Annotated in this window: 14 protein-coding genes and 1 pseudogene; 8 read left to right on the forward strand and 7 right to left on the reverse strand. The window is 64.6% G+C overall.

All coding sequences use genetic code 11. The features are described from left to right. The first annotated feature begins 44 nt into the window (after nucleotides 1-44). The 4 genes from nirK (at nucleotide 45) to AX729_RS16655 (ending at nucleotide 4,981) form a co-directional block, all read left to right on the forward strand. Entirely contained in the window at nucleotides 45-1,142 is a 1,098-nt protein-coding gene (gene nirK, locus AX729_RS16640) for a copper-containing nitrite reductase (RefSeq protein WP_061024897.1), read from the forward strand. 57 nt (nucleotides 1,143-1,199) lie between these two features. Then, complete coding sequence (locus tag AX729_RS16645) at nucleotides 1,200-2,078, forward strand: SUMF1/EgtB/PvdO family nonheme iron enzyme (protein ID WP_061024898.1); 879 nt, start codon at nucleotides 1,200-1,202, stop codon at nucleotides 2,076-2,078. Nucleotides 2,079-2,253: 175 nt separating this feature from the next. Beyond that, nucleotides 2,254-3,279: a Fe(3+) ABC transporter substrate-binding protein gene (locus AX729_RS16650; protein WP_061024900.1), complete on the forward strand. Its 1,026-nt coding sequence runs from the start codon at nucleotides 2,254-2,256 to the stop codon at nucleotides 3,277-3,279. A gap of 55 nt (nucleotides 3,280-3,334) precedes the next feature. After that, nucleotides 3,335-4,981 carry an ABC transporter permease gene (locus tag AX729_RS16655; RefSeq protein WP_061024902.1) on the forward strand — a complete coding sequence of 549 codons (1,647 nt, stop codon included), beginning with the start codon at nucleotides 3,335-3,337 and terminating at the stop codon, nucleotides 4,979-4,981. A 136-nt stretch (nucleotides 4,982-5,117) separates the two neighbouring features. Here the strand turns inward: AX729_RS16655 and AX729_RS16660 are convergent, their stop codons facing one another. Next, nucleotides 5,118-5,768 (reverse strand): CoA transferase subunit B, encoded by a 651-nt coding sequence (locus AX729_RS16660; RefSeq protein ID WP_061024905.1) that lies wholly within the window; start codon nucleotides 5,766-5,768, stop codon nucleotides 5,118-5,120. Further along, nucleotides 5,768-6,505 carry a CoA transferase subunit A gene (locus AX729_RS16665; RefSeq protein ID WP_061024907.1) on the reverse strand — a complete coding sequence of 246 codons (738 nt, stop codon included), beginning with the start codon at nucleotides 6,503-6,505 and terminating at the stop codon, nucleotides 5,768-5,770. Before AX729_RS16665 ends, AX729_RS16660 begins: the two co-directional genes overlap by 1 nt. 283 nt (nucleotides 6,506-6,788) lie before the next feature. Between AX729_RS16665 and AX729_RS16670 the strand changes: the two genes are divergently transcribed. The 4 genes and pseudogenes from AX729_RS16670 to AX729_RS16685 all read left to right on the forward strand — a co-directional run bounded on the left by AX729_RS16670 (nucleotide 6,789) and on the right by AX729_RS16685 (nucleotide 12,156). Beyond that, nucleotides 6,789-8,717, forward strand: a complete 1,929-nt coding sequence (locus AX729_RS16670; protein ID WP_061024909.1) for an AsmA family protein — start codon at nucleotides 6,789-6,791, stop codon at nucleotides 8,715-8,717. Between the two features lie 251 nt (nucleotides 8,718-8,968). Continuing rightward, nucleotides 8,969-10,354 (forward strand): ABC transporter substrate-binding protein, encoded by a 1,386-nt coding sequence (locus AX729_RS16675; protein ID WP_061024910.1) that lies wholly within the window; start codon nucleotides 8,969-8,971, stop codon nucleotides 10,352-10,354. Nucleotides 10,355-10,449: 95 nt separating this feature from the next. Then, entirely contained in the window at nucleotides 10,450-11,322 is an 873-nt protein-coding gene (locus tag AX729_RS16680; RefSeq protein ID WP_061024912.1) for a carbohydrate ABC transporter permease, read from the forward strand. Continuing rightward, nucleotides 11,319-12,156, forward strand: a pseudogene (locus tag AX729_RS16685) (carbohydrate ABC transporter permease). Before AX729_RS16680 ends, AX729_RS16685 begins: the two are co-directional and overlap by 4 nt. Nucleotides 12,157-12,285: 129 nt before the next feature. Here the strand turns inward: AX729_RS16685 and AX729_RS16690 are convergent. The 5 genes from AX729_RS16690 to AX729_RS16710 all read right to left on the reverse strand — a co-directional run bounded on the left by AX729_RS16690 (nucleotide 12,286) and on the right by AX729_RS16710 (nucleotide 19,437). Beyond that, nucleotides 12,286-13,098, reverse strand: a complete 813-nt coding sequence (locus AX729_RS16690; protein ID WP_061025286.1) for an ABC transporter permease — start codon at nucleotides 13,096-13,098, stop codon at nucleotides 12,286-12,288. 4 nt (nucleotides 13,099-13,102) lie between these two features. Beyond that, nucleotides 13,103-14,017, reverse strand: a complete 915-nt coding sequence (locus tag AX729_RS16695; protein WP_061024913.1) for an ABC transporter permease — start codon at nucleotides 14,015-14,017, stop codon at nucleotides 13,103-13,105. Continuing rightward, nucleotides 14,014-15,186, reverse strand: coding sequence for an ABC transporter ATP-binding protein (locus AX729_RS16700; protein WP_061024915.1), 1,173 nt, complete (start codon nucleotides 15,184-15,186; stop codon nucleotides 14,014-14,016). The genes AX729_RS16695 and AX729_RS16700 overlap by 4 nt, the downstream gene beginning before the upstream one ends. 61 nt (nucleotides 15,187-15,247) lie before the next feature. After that, nucleotides 15,248-16,717: a glycerol-3-phosphate dehydrogenase gene (locus tag AX729_RS16705; protein WP_061025288.1), complete on the reverse strand. Its 1,470-nt coding sequence runs from the start codon at nucleotides 16,715-16,717 to the stop codon at nucleotides 15,248-15,250. Nucleotides 16,718-16,752: 35 nt separating this feature from the next. After that, nucleotides 16,753-19,437, reverse strand: coding sequence for a sensor domain-containing protein (locus tag AX729_RS16710; protein WP_061024916.1), 2,685 nt, complete (start codon nucleotides 19,435-19,437; stop codon nucleotides 16,753-16,755). Nucleotides 19,438-19,480 lie beyond the last annotated feature (43 nt).

Here is a 19,480-nt window from a genome sequence, read left to right on the forward strand (position 1 = left end):
CTGCATTCCGTCATCAAAACCTTTTCAGATGAAGGATGCTTCCAATGTTCACACGCAGAGCCGCATTGATCAGCGCCGCCGCGACCGCCCTGACGTTGGCGGCGCCGGCCTTCGCAGCCAGCGACCTCAAGCTGCCGCGTCAGAAGGTGGAGCTGGTCGCCCCGCCCTTCGTGCATGCGCATGAGCAGGCCACGACGCAGACACCCAAGATCGTCGAGTTCAAGCTGACCGTCGAGGAGAAGAAGGTCATCATCGACGACAAGGGCACCACCTTCCAGGCGATGACGTTCAACGGCTCGATGCCGGGACCGCTCATGGTCGTCCACGAGGGCGACTATGTCGAGCTGACGCTGGTCAATCCCGCCACCAACACCATGCCGCACAACATCGACTTCCATTCCGCGACCGGCGCGCTCGGTGGCGGCGAGCTCACGCTCGTCAATCCCGGCGAACAGGTCGTGCTGCGCTGGAAGGCGACCAAGACCGGCGTGTTCGTCTATCACTGCGCACCGGGCGGCCCGATGATCCCCTGGCACGTCGTCTCCGGCATGAACGGTGCCGTGATGGTGCTGCCGCGCGACGGGCTGAACGACGGCAAGGGCCGCGCGCTGAAATACGACAAGGTCTACTATATCGGCGAGCAGGACATGTACGTGCCGCGCGACGAGAAGGGCAACTTCAAGTCCTACGAATCGCCCGGAGAAGCCTTTACCGACACGGAAGAGGTGATGAACAAGCTGATCCCCACCCATGTCGTCTTCAACGGCAAGGTCGGCGCGCTCACCGGCAAGAACGCGCTCACCGCCAAGGTCGGGGAGAACGTGCTGATCGTGCATTCGCAAGCCAATCGCGACAGCCGTCCGCATCTGATCGGCGGCCATGGCGATTACGTCTGGGAGACCGGCAAGTTCGGCAATGCACCTGAGGTCGGGCTCGAGACCTGGTTCATCCGCGGCGGGTCGGCGGGAGCTGCACTGTACAAATTCCAGCAACCCGGCATCTACGCCTATGTCACGCACAATCTGATCGAGGCGGCCAATCTCGGCGCCACCGCGCACTTCAAGGTCGAAGGCAAGTGGAACGACGATCTGATGATGCAAGTGAAGGCGCCTGCGGAGATACCGCCTGCCAGCACCAACTAGACGCGACGAGGGGCCGGTGATCGATCTCCGGCCCCTTCTTTCTTCGGGGGAAGAACCATGCTGATCGCATTCAAACTCAAGCTGGCGCTCGCCTGCGCGGCCGGGCTCGCGGGGCCACTGGCCGTCACGCCTCTGGTTTCCGAGATGACGAGGCACGACGCGCGCGGCGAGCCGGCGACGGTCGCGGTTGCCCCCTCCAGCTTCTCATATCGTGAGGCCGGCGATTTCACCCGCGGCGGGCAGCAGGCGGAAGCGCCGCTGCGCACGATCCGGATGGAGCGGCCGCTGCACATCATGCGGAATCAGGTCTCCTCATCCGACTATCGGCTTTGCGTGCAGGACGGCGCCTGCCGCGCGCTCGACCGCGACGTCGCGATCGCCGCCGATCGCCCCGCGGTGCAGGTGAGCTGGCACGATGCCGAGGCCTATGCGGGCTGGCTGTCGCGCAAGACCGGCCACCATTATCGCCTGCCGAGCGACGAGGAATGGGCCTTTGCCGCCGGCTCCAGATTCAAGGACGATGGCGTGCCGGTCGATGCAAGCGACCCTTCGAAGCGCTGGATCAGCCGCTACGAGCGCGAGTCCGAACGCGACGTCTCCGACACCGCGGCCCACCCGTTCGGCAAGTTCGGCCAGAACGAGCATGGCATCGAAGATCTCGCCGGCAACGTCTGGGAGTGGACCGCGACCTGCTTCGTGCGCTCGCGGGTTGACGAGAGCGGCAATGCGATCCGCCCGACCGTGAACTGCGGCGTGCGCGTCGCAGAAGGCGCGCACCGCGCCTATGTCACCGACTTCATCCGCGACGCCCGCGCCGGCGGCTGCGCCCAAGGCGTGCCGCCCGCCAATCTCGGCTTCCGCCTGGTGCGGGAGGAGGCGTCATGGCTGGTCAGCGTGTCGCAGCGCCTGGGTAAAACGTGGCCGGCTAGATCATGATGTTAGCGGCGTCCATCGTTTTCTCATCAACGTCTCGCCCCGCTAATTAGAATCGATCTAAACAAATATTGGAATCTCTCTAAGTCATGTCTCTCGCGACATCGCGTCGCTGACTTTACCGCAGCGCCTGCGCTACTCAATCGGGCGTTCAATCGCCCGCCTGGGAGCAGCCCTTATGATCAATCTTCGCGTCCTCGCCGCGTCCGCGGCGGTGTTGAGTCTGACCTTTTCCTTCGTGTCGAAAGCAGCCGCCAATGGCGAGGTCAACGTCTACACCTATCGCGAGACCAAGCTGATCCAGCCGCTGTTCGACGCCTTCAGCAAGGATACGGGCATCAAGGTCAATATCGTCTCCGCAAGCTCCGGTCTGGAGCAGCGCATGAAGGCGGAAGGCGCCAACAGTCCGGCCGACGTGCTGCTCACGGTGGACATCGGCCGCATCGACGAGGCCGTGCAGGCCGGCGTCACCCAGCCGATCAAGTCGGAGGTGGTCGACAAGGTCGTGCCGGCGCAGTATCGCGATCCGGACGGACACTGGGCCGGCATCTCCATGCGCGCGCGCGTGATCTATGCCTCGAAGGATCGCGTCAAGCAGGACAAGATCACCTATGAGGAGCTCGCCGATCCCAAGTGGAAGGGCAAGATCTGCATTCGCTCGGGCCAGCACATCTACAACAACGCCCTGTTCGCGGCCTACACGGCCAAGTACGGCGAGGCCAAGGCCGAGGAATGGCTGCGCGGCGTGAAGGCCAATCTCGCGCAGAAGCCGTCGGGCGGCGATCGCGAAGCCGCGCGTGACGTTGCCGCCGGCAAATGCGACATTGGCATCGGCAATACCTATTACTGGGCGCTGATGATGAACAACGATCCCGAGAAGAAACCGTGGGCGGAAGCGACCCGCGTCATCCTGCCGACGTTCGAGGGCGGCGGCACCCACGTCAACCTCTCCGGCGTGCTGCTCGCCAAGCACGCGCCCAACAAGGCCAACGGCATCAAGCTGATCGAGTGGCTCGTCAGCGAGCAGGCGCAGCAGATGTATGCCGACCAGAACTACGAATATCCGGTGCGGAGCGGCGTCGCCATCAACTCCACCATCGCGGGCTACGGCAAGCTCGGCCCAGATCCGTTGCCGATCGCAAAGATCGCCGCCAACCGCAAGGCGGCGGCCTCGCTGGTGGACAAGGTCGGCTTTGACAACTGATCTCTGGCGACCATCGTCTCTCAATGTGGCGGAAGCTTCGGGCGCACGGCCTCGTTTGAGAGGCCGCGTCCACGCCGGACGCGCCGCAACCGCAATCGCGATCGCAACCGCGATCCTGGTCGCGGCGCCCGTGATCTCGATCGTTTCGCTGGCTTTGCGGCCGGCGCCCGATGTGTGGCACGACCTGATCAACTACGTGCTGCCGGCCGCCCTCCTGGACACCGCCCTTCTGCTCGTCGGGGTCGGCGCGCTCACACTTCTGATCGGCGCCGGCACTGCATGGGTGATATCGCGCCACGATTTTCCTGGCCGGGGCATGCTCCTCTGGCTGATGCCGCTGCCGCTGGCGATTCCGACCTATCTTGCGGCCTACGTCTATGCCGACCTGTTCGAACCGCTCGGCCTGGTGCACCGCACCCTGGCGATCTGGCTGCCGCTGCGCGATGCCCTCAGCCATCTGCCCAACCTGCGCTCGCTGCCGGGCGCCGTGTTCGTGATCGGGCTCGTGCTCTATCCTTACGTCTATCTGTCGGCGCGCGCGACGTTTCAGGTTCAGTCTGCCGAATTCGCCGAGGCGGCTACGACGCTGGGGGCCGGCCGATGGACAGTTTTCTGGCGCGTTTCGCTGCCGATGGCGCGGCCAGCGCTCGCGGTCGGCGTGGCGCTGGTCGCGCTGGAAACGCTCAACGACATCGGCGCCAGCGAATATCTCGGCATCCGCACGCTGACGGTCTCGATCTTCACCACCTGGCTCAACCGCGGCAGCCTTGCCGGCGCGGCGCAGCTCGCATGCCTGATGCTTGCGATCGTCGCCGGCCTGATCGCGATGGAGCGCTACGGCCGTCGCAACGCCAACGCGGAATTCTCGTCCGAAAGCCCGCATGTGAGGCAGCGAACCCCGCTTTCGGGCGCAAGAGCGTGGATCGCGTTCGCGGTCTGCCTGCTGCCGGTGCTGATCGGCTTCGTCGTGCCGCTGTTCTATCTGGCGCATCAGGCTCTCGGTCGCGGACTGCTTGCGAATTTCGACCCGCTCCTGTGGCGCCATACGTTCCATTCGTTTGCGTTTGCAGCGCTCGCGACGCTCATGGCTCTGACGCTTGCGCTCGCCACGACGATCGCGCACCGCTTTCGGCCGGATCCTCTGCGATATGTGGCGATGAGCATCGCACAGACCGGATACGCGCTGCCGGGTCTCGTGATTGCGCTGGGCCTGCTAACCCCGGTACTGGCGGTCGATAAGGCCCTGAGCGCGGTCGCCGCCTGGATCGGATACTCCCTCCCCGGGCTGATCCTGGTCGGCTCCGGGATGGCCGTCGTCATCGCCTATACGATTCGTTTTCTGGCCGTGCCGGTCGGCATGATCAAGGCGGGGTTCGACAGCATTCCGCGCGACTATGACGAGAGCGCGCGCTCGGTCGGAGCTGGCCAGGCGGTCATGTTGAGCCGGATCTATCTGCCGTTGCTCCGGCCCGCGATGCTTGGCGCCGTCATCATCATGTTCGTCGACTGCCTGAAGGAGCTGCCGGCAACGCTGCTCTTGCGGCCCCTCAACGTCGAAACACTGTCGACGTCGATCTACCAGTTCGCAAGCCGGGGGAATTTCGAGGACGGCGCGCTCGCGGCCCTCCTGATCATCGCCGCCAGCATCGGCCCGGTCGCCTGGCTCACCCGGTTCTCCGAGGTGCCGAGCGGCCCCGCTTGAAGGCATGGGCGCATCGTCCGCGCATCCGTGGTGCGTCGACCAATTAAGTCGTCATCGCCCAACCTGATCGCGCTGAACCAAAACCGCAAGGACGCACAAACCGTATTGTGCGATGCGCGCCCCCAGCGTTCCTGGCTTACGTGTTCTTCAGCGCGACGCGGAATTCCGCTTCGGTCTTGGACTTGACCTCGTCCAGCGAGACGCCGTCGGCGAGCTCGATCAGGGCCATGCCGCCGCTGCCGTGCTTGTCGATGGTGAACACGGCGAGATCAGTAACGACCATGTCGACCACGCGCTCGCCCGTCAGCGGCAGGTTGCACTTCTTCAGCAGCTTCGGGCCGTCCTTGGCCGAATGCTCCATCACCACGATGACGCGCTTGACGCCGGCGACGAGATCCATCGCGCCGCCCATGCCCTTGACCATCTTGCCGGGGATCATCCAGTTGGCGAGATCGCCATTCTGCGCCACCTGCATGGCGCCGAGGATCGACAGATCCATGTGGCCGCCGCGGATCATGCCGAAGGAATCGGCGCTGGAGAAATAGGAGGTCGAGGGCAACTCGCTCACGGTCTGCTTGCCCGCGTTGATGAGATCGGGGTCTTCTTCGCCCTCATAGGGAAACGGACCCATGCCGAGCATGCCGTTTTCGCTCTGCAGGCTGACGTCCATGCCGTCCGGGATGTAGTTCGAGACCAGCGTCGGGATGCCGATGCCGAGATTGACGTAGTAGCCATCGCGCAATTCCTTCGCGGCGCGCGCGGCCATCTGTTCACGGGTCCAGGCCATCAGATTTCAACTCCAGTGCCGGCCGCCGGCGCGTTCGTCGGACGCGGGCGAGTGTTGCGGAATTCGATGCGTTTCTTGGCCGTGCCGACCTCGACGATGCGCTTCACGAAGATGCCGGGCGTGTGGATGTGATCGGGATTGAGCTCGCCGGCCGGAACCAGATGCTCGACCTCGGCCACCGTGATCTTGGCGGCAGTCGCCATCATCGGGTTAAAATTGCGCGCGGTCTTGCGGTAGATGAGGTTGCCGGCGGTGTCGCCCTTCCAGGCGTGCACGATGGCGAGGTCGGCGAACAGGCCGCGCTCCATCAGGTACTTCTCGCCGTCGAACTCCTTCACTTCCTTGCCTTCGGCGATCAGCGTGCCGACGCCGGTCTTGGTGTAGAAGGCCGGGATGCCGGCGCCGCCCGCGCGGATGCGCTCGGCCAGCGTGCCCTGCGGATTGAATTCGAGTTCCAGCTCGCCCGCGAGGAATTGCTGGGCGAACAGCTTGTTCTCGCCGACATAGGACGAGATCATCTTCTTGATCTGGCGGGTTTCGAGAAGACGGCTGAGGCCGATGCCGTCGACACCGGCATTGTTGGAGACCACCGTCAGGCCCTTGACGCCGGACTCGCGGATGGCGTCCGACAACTCCTCCGCAATGCCGCAGAGGCCGAAGCCGCCCGACATGATCATCATGTTGTCTTTCAGAATGCCTGACAGCGCCGACTTGGCGTCGGGATAGACCTTGTTCATGCAGATGACCTTCTGAGCCTTCGGCTTGCGGGCGTCGCGCCTTGTTGGCGGCGATTATTAGGCGAAATCCTCCAAAGCCGTCAATGATACGGGGTTCTCCGCCGCGCCCCCGGGTGATAGAAGCTGCCCACGCGGCGGGCAGAATCGTCCGCGGCCTTGAAAGCGACAAGAAAACCCATCAAGTTGCGGGACTTAACACAGTAGGACTGGGCGCGGCCATGCAGGTTTACCGGCCCGCCCTCCAGGCTCCAACGACCAACCCGATCAGGACATGCCATTGACCATGGCCCAAGGAATGAAGCGCCTCGGGACGCCGATCGCGGCGCTGCTCGGCGTCGCGCTGATCGCCCTGATCGCGAGCTCCTGGCTCATCAACCGTGACGCGCTGCGCAAGGCGGTCGAAGCGCAGATCCGCGACGTCACCGGGCTCGAGCTCAATGTCGCAGGCAGCATCGACATCTCGGTACTGCCGGCAAGCTACATCTCCTTCCACGATGTCGGCCTCAAGGGCGGCGGCACCAGCGCTCCGGCACTCCAGGTCGACGTGCTCACCGCCAATTTGCGGCTGCTGCCGCTGCTGCTGCAACGTTTCGAGATCGCCGACCTCACGCTGCTGCGCCCGCGCATCCATGTCAGCCTCAAGCCGGACGGCGAGAGCAACTGGACGCCCTTCATCCAGACCATCGCGCGCACCATGAAGCCCGGGGCCGAGAACCAGGTCTCGTTCTCCGAGATCCGTATCCAGGACGGCGTGCTCGACTACGAGGACGCCGCCACGCATGCCACCGAGAAGTTCGAGGACATCGATCTGTCGCTGGCCTGGCCTTCGATCTCGCGCTCCTTTGCTGCGACCGGACAGTTCGACTGGCGCGGCGAGCGCGTCGACGGCTCGATCAGCTTTTCCGATTTCGTCGCCGCCCTTTCCGGCGACCGTTCCGGCCTGAAGGCGCGGATCGCCAGCCCGCCGCTCAAGCTCGCCTTCGACGGCAGTGTCGCCAATCGCACCAGCCCCATGATGGAAGGCACGCTCACCGTCGACAGCCCGTCCTTGCGCAACGCGCTGCGCTGGACGGGGCAGCCGCAGCCCGGCAGCGGCGGCTTCGGCCGCTTCGCGCTGAAGGCGCGCGCCAACGTCGTCGGCGCGTCGATCGCACTCACCAACGTCAATGTCGAGCTCGACGGCAATGCCGCCGAGGGCGTCATGACCTACGCCAATAACGGCCGGCAGACGCTGCAGGCGACGCTCGCCGCCGACGCGCTCGACTTCACGCCTTACATCTCGACGTTCCGCCTGCTCGCGAGCGGCGCGCGCGACTGGAACAGGCAGCTGTTCGACCTCAACGCATTGTCGACCACCGACCTCGACATGCGCCTGTCGGCTGCCAAGCTGACGGTCGGGCCAACGAAGCTCGGCCGCACCGCGATCGGCGCCAATTTGCGCAACGGCACGCTGGCGCTCTCGGTCGGCGAGGCGCAGGTCTATGGCGGGATCGCCAAGGGCTCCTTCGGCATCGCGCGGTCCGACACCGTCGCCGACATCAAGGCGCAATTCCAGTTCACCGACGTCGACCTCCAGGCCTGCGCCACCGAGCTGTTCGGCCTCAACAAGCTGTCCGGCCGCGGCAACATCAACGTCTCGCTCCTCGCCTCCGGCTCGAGCCCGTTCGGCCTCGTGCAGTCACTCGACGGAAGCGCCACCGTGACCGGGCATGACGGCGCGATCGCGGGCTTCAACGCCGAGCAGCTCCTCAAGCGCCTGGAGCGGCGACCGCTGTCGGGCGGCGGCAATTTCCGCAACGGCTCGACGCCCTACAACAATCTCACCATCGCCGTGAAATTCTCCGACGGGATCGCCACCGCCGAGGACATCCGCGTCGAAGGGCCGGCGGCAAAGATCACGCTCACCGGCACCGCCTCGGTGCCGACGCGCGAATACGACATGAAGGGCGTGGCGAGCCTCAACAGCGCCTCGGGCTTCGAATTGCCGTTCGTGGTGCAGGGGCCATGGGACGATCCGCTGATCTTCCCCGATCCGGAAAGCCTGATCCGCCGCTCGCCGGCCTCCGCGCCGCTGCTCGACATGCTGAAGGACCGCAAGGGCGGCGACGCCGTGCGCTCCGCGATCGAGCGCATCACGGGAAGCGGAAAGCGTCCCGCGCCGGCGGAAGCGCCGACGGCGGAAAATTCCAAAGAGAACGCCAAGTCCAACTAGCAGGTCCAACTCAGCTGACGTGTGACTCTGGGGAGTTTCAACTGAGGACGGCGCCTGTCCGGCGTTGGCCGACCATCGCGAATTGATCCGGCCGAATTGATGCGGCGATTGGATCGATGCACGCATTAAGCATCTGCTCTGGCCCGACGCCCCACGACCCAGGTCTGACAAGATGCGTTGATTGCGCTACCATCCTGCGCTAGTGTTTTATACGACCGGTTAAAAACACCGGCCGTTTGAGGGAGAAACACGTGAAATCCAAGGTTATTGGCGCAGTATCATTGGCGGTCGCTGCGGTCGGGCTTTTTGCCGCCACTGCACCCGCTTTTGCGCAACAGAAGACGATTACGGTCTGGTGGGGCAAGGGCTTCTATCGGTCCGAAGACGACGCGCTGATCGAGACGATCAAGAAATTCGAAGCCAAGACCGGCATCAAGGTCGAATTGTCGCAATACGCGATCCAGGACATGATTCCGAAGACGGTCGCGGCGCTCGATGCCGGCACCGTTCCCGACGTCGCCTATTCCGACTCCTATGACGTGCAGGCTCAGGGCAAGTGGGCCTATGAAGGCAAGCTCGAGGACCTCTCGGATGTCATGAATCCGATCAAGGACCGGTTCGTGCAGAACACGCTCGATGCATCGATCCTCTACAACGACGTCGCCAAGAAGAAGGCCTATTACGGCTTTCCGCTGAAGCAGCAGAGCATGCACGTCCAGATCTGGAACGACATGCTGGAGAAGGCCGGCTTCAAGGTGAGCGACATCCCGAACGACTGGACGGGCTACTGGACGTTCTGGTGCGACAAGGTGCAGCCGGCGATCCGCAAGGCGACCGGCCAGCGCATCTACGCCGTCGGCCAGCCGATGGGCGTGGAATCCACCGACTCCTTCCAGTCATTCTACACCTTCATGGACGCCTATCACGTCAAGCTGGTCGACGACGACGGCAAGCTGCTGGTCGACGACCCGAAGGTGCGCGACGGGCTGATCAAGGCGATGAAGGACTATACCGACACCTACATCAAGGGCTGCACGCCGCCCTCCTCGACCACCTGGAAGGATCCGGACAACAACGTCGCGTTCCACAACAAGACCATCGTGATGACCCACAACTTCACGATCTCCATCGCGGCGAAGTGGTTCGAGGACTCGCAGAACCATGCGCTCACCCAGGAGCAGCGCGACGCCGGCAAGAAGGCCTATGAGCAGGACATCATCACGGCGTCCTTTCCCAAGGCGCCCGATGGTTCGACCATCAAGTACCGCTCCGACGTCAAGACCGGGCTGGTGTTCACCGCGGCGAAGAACAAGGCCGAGGCCAAGCAGTTCATCAGCTTCCTGCTCCAGGAGGAGAACGTCCGTCCCTACATCGAGGGCGCGCTCGGACGCTGGTTCCCGGTGACCAAGGAAAGCCAGGAAAGCCCGTTCTGGCAGGCTGACAAGCACCGCAAGGCCGTCTACGCGCAGTTCAAGGGCGGCACCTCGGCGTTCGACTTCACCAAGAACTGGAAGTTCACGATTCTCAACAACGAGAATGTGTGGGCGAAGGCGATGAACCGCGTCGTCAGCGAGAAGGTTCCGGTCGACAAGGCCGTCGACGAGCTGATCGCCCGCATCAAGCAGGTCGCCGGTTAAATCAACCTCCCCTCTCCCCGCACCGCGGGGAGAGGTGTAAGAACAACACCGGCCGCGTTTCGCGGCCGGCTTCTCTTTGGAAGAGTCCGAAAAGAATGGCGATCACGCTCTCTGGCGATCAGGCAATCCCCGGCCCGCCCCTGTCTTCGCGGCTGACCCCGCCGCAGGTCTGGGGCATCATCTTGCTCGCGCCCTATCTGCTCGTTTTCCTCGCCTTCGTCGTCTATCCCGTTTGCTACGGGCTGTGGCTGGCGCGCGCCCCATCGAACTATGTGGCGCTCTACAATGATCCGATCTTCGCGCGCGCCGCGATCAACACGCTGATCTTCCTGGTCATCGGCATCAACATCAAGATGTTGATCGCGCTGTTCCTGTCCGGCTTCTTCGCCCAGCAGCGCACCTGGATCAAATGGCTCTCGGTGATCTTCATCCTGCCCTGGGCGGTGCCGTCGATCCCGACCATCCTGTCGGTACGCTTCATGCTCAATCCCGAATGGGGCATGATCAACCACTACATCTTCTCCCTGACCGGCGATGACGGCCCGAACTGGCTGAACGACCCGACCGTGGCGCTGACCATGGCGATCGCCGTGCACATCTGGAAGTCGCTGCCGTTCTGGACGCTGATCCTGATCACCGGGCGCCTCGCGATCTCGCACGACCTGTTCGAGGCCGCCGAGGTCGACGGCGCGAGCTGGTGGCAGAAATTCCGCTACATCACCTGGCCGTCGATGCAGACGCTCTACGTCACCTGCACCCTGCTCTCGATGATCTGGACGCTGGGCGATTTCAACAGCGTCTACCTGCTCACCGGCGGCGGCCCGGCCGACCTCACGCACGTGCTGGCGACGCTCGGCATCCGCTATCTCCGGCTCGACCAGCTCTCGCTGGCCATGGCATCGATCGTCTGCGCGATGCCGTTCGTCCTGCCGCTCGTGTACTTCATGATGAAACGGTTGTCGCGATGAAGCTCCCCGGCCTAAGAGAGTTTTCCTGGCGCGACGTCGGAACCGAAGCGCGGCTGCTGCTGATCGGAATTCCCGTCTTCCTGTGGACGATGATCCCGATCTATCACATGTTCCTGTTCGCGATCTCCCCGAAGGAGGACGCGTTCTCGGGCAAGCTGTGGCCGGATCACCCGACGCTGCACAATTTCGAGATCGTCTTCAAACAGCAGCATTACTTCCTGCGCGACTTCTACATCCAGTTCTGGAATTCGACCGTGATCGCGGTCTCCGTCGGCGTGCTGACACTGTTCATCGCGACCGCGGCGGCGTTCTCGATCTCGCGGCTGAAGGTGCCGGGCGGACGCACCGTGTTGAACCTCGCGCTCTTCACTTACTTCATCCCCGCGGCGTTCCTCGCCGTGCCGATGTACCGCACCATGGGCAATTACGGCCTGCTCAACAATCACTGGTCGCTGATCCTGGCCATGGTGACGATCGCGAGCCCCTACGCGATCTGGGTGCTCAAGCAGGCCTCCGACAAGCTGCCGGTCGAGCTGGACGAGGCCGCCGTGATGGACGGCGCGACCACGCTGCAGATCTTCCGCCTGGTCTACCTGCCGCTGATGATGCCGTCGCTGGTCGCGATCGGCACCTATGCGGTGCTGCTGGCCTGGAACGAATATCTCTACGCGTTCCTGCTGCTCTCGAACGACCGCGAGATCACCCTCCCCGTCGCGCTCGGCAACTTCCTCGCCGCCGACGATTCGCCGTGGGAGCTGCTCATGACGACCGGCTTCATCTACGCGCTGCCGCTACATGGTGGGCGGGCTGACGGCGGGTGCGGTGAAGTCGTAGCCGCCTCTCGTCATTGCGAGCAGAGCGAAGCAATCCAGAGTGTTTCAGCTGCGAAAGCCTGGATTGCTTCGTCGCTCCAGCGCAAAATTGCTTCGCAATTTTGTCGCGGGCTCCTCGCAATGACCGGGCCTACAACGGCGCGGCGCTCTCGCCCTGCGAGCTCGACAATTTCGAGGCGAGCGAGGCGATGACGATGACAACCGCGATCACGGCGATCACCAGCGTGCAGATCGCGTTGATCTCGGGCTTCACCCCGAGCCGCACCTCCGAATAGATCCGGATCGGCAGCGTTGCCGAGCCGGGGCCCGTGGTGAAGCTCGCGATCACGAGATCGTCCAGCGACAGCGTGAACGCGAGCATCCAGCCGGCGACGATCGCCGGCGCGATCAGCGGCAACGTGACGGACACGAACGCGCGGACAGGATCACAGCCGAGGTCCATCGCCGCCTCCTCCAGTGAGCGATCGAGCGAGCCGAGGCGGGACTGCACCACCACTGCGACGAAGCACATCGTCAGCGTGGTGTGGGCGATCGTCACCGTCCAGAAGCCGCGCTCGGCGTTCAGCGCAACGAACAGCAGCAGCAGCGACAATCCGGTGATCACCTCCGGCATCACCAGCGGCGCATAGAGCATGCCGGAGAACAGCGTGCGGCCGCGGAACCGCTCGCCGCGCGACAGCGCGACGGCGGCGAGCGTGCCCAGCAGCGTCGCGATGCTCGCGGAGAAAACCGCGACCCGCAGGCTCATCCAGGCCGCGTCGATCATGGCGCGGTCGTTGAAGAACTCGTGGTACCAGCGCAGCGACCAGCCGCCCCACACCGTCACCAGCCGCGAGTCGTTGAAGGAATAGATGACGAGGATCAGGATCGGCAAATAGAGGAATGCCAGCCCCAGCGCCAGCGAGACAATGTTGAAGCGGGACAGGCGGGAGACCTTGCGCATCGCCTCACCGCCCATGTTCGAGCTGCCGCTTCTGGAGCCGCTCGTACAGCAGCAGCGGCACCAGCAGCACCATCAGCAACACGATGGCGGCCGCGGACGCAACCGGCCAGTCCTTGTTCGTGAAGAATTCGAGCCACAGGGTCTGGCCGATCATCAGCGCGTTGGAGCCGGCCAGGAGATCCGGGATGACGAACTCTCCGACGATGGGGATGAAGCACAGCAGCACGCCCGCGCCGACACCGGGCAGCGACAGCGGAAAAGTCACGAGCCAGAACACCTGCCAGGGCGGCGCGCCGAGATCGGAGGCAGCCTCCTCCAGCGCCGGCTCCATCTTGGCGAGCGTGGCATAGAGCGGCAGGATCATGAACGGCAAATAGGAGTAGACGATGCCGATATACATCGCGGTGTCGGTGGAGAGCCACACCACGGGCTGGCTGACCAGATGCAGCGCCAGCAGGATCTGGTTGAGCAGGCCGTCATGCTGGAGGATGTTGATCCAGGCATAGATGCGGATCAGGAACGAGGTCCAGAACGGCACGATCACCAGCACCATCGCCACCGCCTGCCAGCGCTTCGGCAGCCGCGCCATGCCATAGGCGATGGGGTAGCCGATCAGCAGCAACAGGGCAGTCGCCGTGACGGCGACGGTGAGGCTGCGGACATAGGCGAACACATAGAGGTCGTCGGAGACCAGCAGCTTGAAATTGTCGACCGAGAGCGCGGCAAAGGCGCCCTTGAGCGCGTCCCATCCCGCCGTCAGGTCGAATACCGGCTCGTAGGGCGGCTGTGCGATCGCCGTCTGCGAGAGGCTGATCTTCAGCACGAAGGCGAACGGCACCAGGAAGAACAGCACCATCCAGACATAGGGTGCGATCACGGCGAAGCGCGCCGGTCGCGCGAAGATGCGGCGCGAGCTCATGACAGCAGCACCACGCAATCGTCGGGCGTGAACCAGGCGACGACATGCTGGTTCAGGCTGTAGGCATCGACGTCGAGGCGCGCGCTGTTGGCGACCGACGCCTGCACCGTCCCACCGGTGTCGAGCTTCACCTTATAGGTCGTGGTGCCGCCGAGATAGCAGATGTCGGCGATGACGCCGTCCAGCCGGTTGATCGCCGTTTCGTGACCGGCCTCGCTGACGGGACCGCGGCGTGACAACTTGATCTTCTCGGGACGGATCGCCACCGACAATTTCCCGGCGCCGACCGGTTCGCGCGGCTCGGCCACCACCAGCGCACCCGCATCACGCGTGCCAATCACCAGACGATGACCGTCGCGCAATTTGGACTCGCCGTCGAACAGATTGATGTCCCCGACGAATTCCGCGATCCAGCGCGAGCGCGGCGCCTCATAGAGTTCGCGAGGACTGGCGACCTGGGCGAGCTTGCCAGCCTTCATCACGCCGATCCGGCTCGCCATCGTCATCGCCTCCTCCTGGTCGTGCGTGACGATGATGAAGGTCATGCCCAGCCGCCGCTGCAGCTCCATCAGCTCGCCTTGCGTGCTCTCGCGCAGCTTCTTGTCGAGGGCTGCGAGCGGCTCGTCGAGCAGCAGCAATTGCGGCCGGCGCGCCAGCGCGCGGGCCAGCGCCACGCGCTGGCGCTGGCCGCCCGAGAGCTGGTCAGGCTTGCGCTTCTCCAGCCCTTCGAGCTTCACCAGCGCAACCATCTCGGCCACGCGGGTGGCGATGTCGGCGCGCGGCATGCCGGCGCGCTTCAAGCCAAAGGCGATGTTGTCGCGCACCGACAGATGCGGGAACAGCGCATAGTTCTGGAACATCATGTTGATCGGCCGCTCGTGCGGCAGCGCCTGCGCGATGTCCTTGCCGCCGAGCAGGATGCGCCCCTCGTCCGGCGCCTCGAAGCCGGCGAGCATGCGCAAAAGCGTGGTCTTGCCGCAGCCGCTCGGGCCGAGCAGCGCGAAGAACTCGCCGGCCTTGATGTCGAGCGACACGCCGTCCACCGCGCGGAACGTCCCGAAGGTCTTGGCGACGCTCTCGATGCGCAGCAGCGGCTGGCCGGGCCCAGGATATGCATCTCCGTCAGCTGCATTGGCCGCGGCGTCCGTTCTGGGCAACTCGTCCGTCATGTTCCCTGCCAACCCCGATTCCGCCGCACGCTAGCGGCCGATCGTCTCCAGCTCAACCGGTTCAGGATGAATCGTTCACACCCGCCATGAATACGGCCAGCGCGTCACGGTCGGCTACAGGCATAGTCAGGCCAAGCTTGGAGCGGCGCCACAGGATATCTTCGGGAAAGCGGGCCCATTCGCGTGCCATGAGATAGCGCACTTCGGCGCCGGTCAGCTCGGCGCCGAAGACGGGTCCAAGCTCCTCGCGGGTCCTGGCATTGCCCAGCACGGCCGATAGCCGCGAGCCGTAGGCCGCGACGAGACGCAAGGCCTCCGGCTCCGAGAGAAAGGGCCAGCGCTCGCGTGCGAGGTCCACCTCGGTGTCGAAACGATCCCAGGCGAAGTCTCCGCCGGGCAGCGCGGCGACGGCAGTCCAGGGCGGCGACATCGGATAGAACGGCGCCAACTTCGTTACCGCCCGCTCCGCGCGCAGGCGCGACGTCGTGACGTCGCCGCCGAACATGGTGACCAGCGGCGCCTTGCGCCGGCGCGCATGAAACAGTGTCGTGCCGTCGCGTCCTCGCGTGGACGCCAGCGTCAGGTTGACGCCGGAGACGGTGCGGACCACGTCGGTCGGGCCGATCCGCTCGCGAAAATAGCGACTGGCCGCTTCGCAGAGATAGCTGACGTCGGCGCCAGAGATCGCCACGATCGCGGGATCGCCGGTAAATTCATGCGTGACCGTGCCGATCAGCGTGAACTCCCGCTCGAACGGGCTTGCGAAGATCAGACGTCCGTCGCTGTTCTGGAAGACGTAGACGTTGTCTGAATCGAACAGCCGCGGCACGACGATCTGGCTCATCTGCGTGGCCGCCATGGGGGCCTGCCGATGCCGCAGCACGGTGTCCGCGACCATCGACGTCCAGGCTCCGGTGGCGTTGGCGAGGGCCCGCGCCGTGATCGTGCGGCGGTGGCCACGATCGACCACCGCGAGCCGCCAGGTATCGGTTCGATCGACGCGGACACAGCGCGCTCCGGTCCGGATCGCCGCGCCACGTTCGGCGGCATCGAGCGCCGTCAGCACCACAAGGCGGGAATCGTCGACGACGCAGTCCCAATATGCGAACGCCAGTCCTAACGGACGCTTCAATGCGTTGCCGACCGGATGATGCGTGATGTCGAGCGTCGTTGCGCCGGGCAGGCCGCTGCGGCTGGAGAGGCTGTCGTAAAGGAACAGGCCGGCACGCAGCAGCCATGGCGGACGCTCATCGGCATGCGCGGGGATGACGAATTGCATCGGCCGGACCAGATGCGGCGCGATCCGAAGCCAGGTCGGGCGCTCGGTCAGAGCCCGACGCACCCGCCGGAAACCGCGGCGCTCCAGCACCGAGAGATCGCCGTGGATCAGCCGCGGTGTCGCAGATGATGCCGCGCCGCCGAGATCGCCCTGCTCGAACAGGATGACCCGCAGGCCCCGGCCCGCCGCATCGCGGGCGAGGCTGACGCCGTTCAGGCCGCCGCCGATGATCGCGAGGTCGTAATCCGCCATGAGGCCATCGAGAAGGAGCAAAGCGCTCCTCATCACTAGCCGGTCTTGAGCGCGAGCTCCAAGACTTCAGTGCGGCCGATGAGGCCGGCATATTTCCCGATTGGAAGCGGCTTGCCGAGCAGGTAGCCCTGCACGCCATCACAGCCCTCCTTGGCGAGGAAGGCGAGCTGGTCGACGGTCTCGACGCCCTCGGCGACGATCGACATCTCGAGACCGTGGCCGAGATTGATCACGGCGCGCACGATCGCCGCCGATTGCGGGTTGCGGCCGAGATTGATGATGAAGGCGCGGTCGATCTTGATCTTGTCGAACGGGAACGCCTGGAGATAGCTCAGCGAGGAATAGCCGCTGCCGAAATCGTCCATGGAGATGCGGACGCCAAGTGCCTTCAGGCGGCGCAGCAGCGCAAGGCCACGGTCGAAATCCTCGATCAGCACGCCCTCGGTGATCTCGAGCTCGAGCCGGCCGGGTGCAAGGCCCGTCTCGATCAGGATCGAATGGACCAATCCGACCACGTCGCCGTGCATGAACTGCGCCGGCGACAGATTGACCGCGACCTGGAGCGGCTTCAGCCAGGACGCCGCCTCGCGGCAGGCCTCGCGCAGGATCCACTCGCCCATCTCGACGATCAGACCACTCTCCTCGGCGATCGGAATGAACTCGGCAGGCGAGACCTGGCCGCGCACCGGATGCTGCCAGCGCGCCAGCGCCTCGAAGCCGATGATCTCGCTTTCGGCGACGCTGTGGCCCGCGGTCCCCTGCGGCTGGAAGGCGAGCGAGAGCTCGCCGTTCTTGATCGCCATAGACAGGTCCTGATGCAGCACGCGGCGATCGCGGATCTGCTGGTCCATCTCCGGCTGATAAAGGCTGATCGTGCTGCGCGACTTCTGCTTGGCGCGGAACAGCGCCGCACCGGCATTGGCGAGCAGCGCGGCACCGTCGGAGCCATTGTGCGGGAAGATCGACATACCGGTGGTGATGCCGGCACGAACGGCCCGGCCGTCGATGTGGAATTCCGGCGCGAGCGCCTCCCCCAGCCGCTGCGCCAGCGCAAGGCCCACTTCGGGCTGCTTGCCGTCGATAATCAAACCGAATTCGTCGCCGGAGAGGCGCGCCACCAGGCCGCCGCGCGCGGCATCCTGGAGCCGCTGGGCGACCTCGATCAGGAGCTTGTCGCCAAGCGCGTGCCCGAAGACGTCATTGACCTCCTTGAGGCCGTCAAGGTCGATACAGAGGACCGCAAATTCCTCGTCGGTCCCCTCGCAGGCTTCGATCATCTGGGTCAGGGCCTGAAGGAAGGCGGCGCGGTTCGGCAGATCGGTGAGGCCGTCGTGATAGGCCATGTGCGCCATGCGCGACTCGGTCTGCCGGCGGTCGGTAACGTCCTCGTGCGTCTTGATAAGATATTGCGGCTCGCCGGCATCGTTGAGCACGGTGGCGCGGCGGGTGAGGAACAGCCGCAGGCCGTCCTTGGTGGAGATCGGATGCTCCTCGGTGATCATCCCGCGTTTCTTGATCGCGGCCTCGTCGCGCGCGATGATCAGCTTGGCTTCCTTGGGATTGAAGATGTCGGACGCGGTCAGGCCGATCGCCTCTTCGCGCCTGCGGTTGAGGATCGTTTCCGCACTGCGGTTGGCGAGCAGATAGCGGCCGTCCTTGACCTGCTCCACGATCAGCGCCACCGGGATGTTGTCGACCACGCGCTCGAGGAATCGCTTGGTGCTCTCCAGCTCCTGCGACAGCGAGCGGCGGTCGGTGATGTCCTCGAACACGATGAGAAGAAATTCCGGCTTGTTGCTCTCGTTGCGGACTACGATCCGGATCGAGGCAACCATACGCCTGACGCCGCCGCGGTCGACCTCGAATTCGTTGCGGAACTGGCCGTCCGGCGCGTTCAGCGCGGCCTGGTCGGCGGCCTCGATGCTGGCCGCGGAGCTTGGCACGAACAGCTCCCGCGCGTTCCTGCCGACGGCACAGTCCCGCGACAATCCCCAGAACCGTTCATAGGCGCTGTTCGCGAAGATGTAGCGACCGTCGTCGATGTTCTTGGCCGCCACGCAAGCCGGGACATGATCCAGCACCGATTCCAGGAACTGCTTGGTCGAGGCGAGCTGCCGCGACAACTTGCGCTGTTCGCTGACGTCGAGATGCGTCGCCACCGAGCCGCCGTTGGGCAGCACGAAATACTTCACCAGGATGGCCCGGCCGTCGGGCAGCTCCGTGATCAGACCATTGGCGCTTGCCGCCTTGTCGTAGAATTCGTCGTCCGAGGCGCTCAGCACTCCGCGCTTGCGCCGCAGCGCGAGAAGTTCGAGGCCGTTCATGCCTGTCCAGATATCCGACCGCGTCAGGCCGTAGATCTCGAGATAGCGATCATTGCAGAAGATGACGCGCCGCTGCGCGTCCGTCATCACCACGCCCTGGTTGAGATTGTTCATGGCGGAGGAGATGAAAGCGTTGCGCCGCAACTGCAAACGCCTGGTCCGGCGCAGCGAGGAATGAATCCACAGCACGATCGCAACGAGGAACGAGCACAGGACGATGCCCGCGATCAGCGCTTCCCAGATGACACTGGGATCGAGCCTGGCGAGATCGCCCGGGGCGGCAAAGCCGTCCGACGACGCATAGGCATGCGCAGGCGCGACCGCGCCGGCGAGGCACATGACGGCCTGCACAGCAATCGGAAGCGTGCTGCCCGCGTGCCAGTTCTTCTCAGCCATCAGCCACCCGCGATTTCAACGTGGGATTGTCTGGCCTCGCGGG

This window comes from Bradyrhizobium sp. CCH5-F6, assembly GCF_001556045.1.
GTDB lineage: Bacteria > Pseudomonadota > Alphaproteobacteria > Rhizobiales > Xanthobacteraceae > Bradyrhizobium.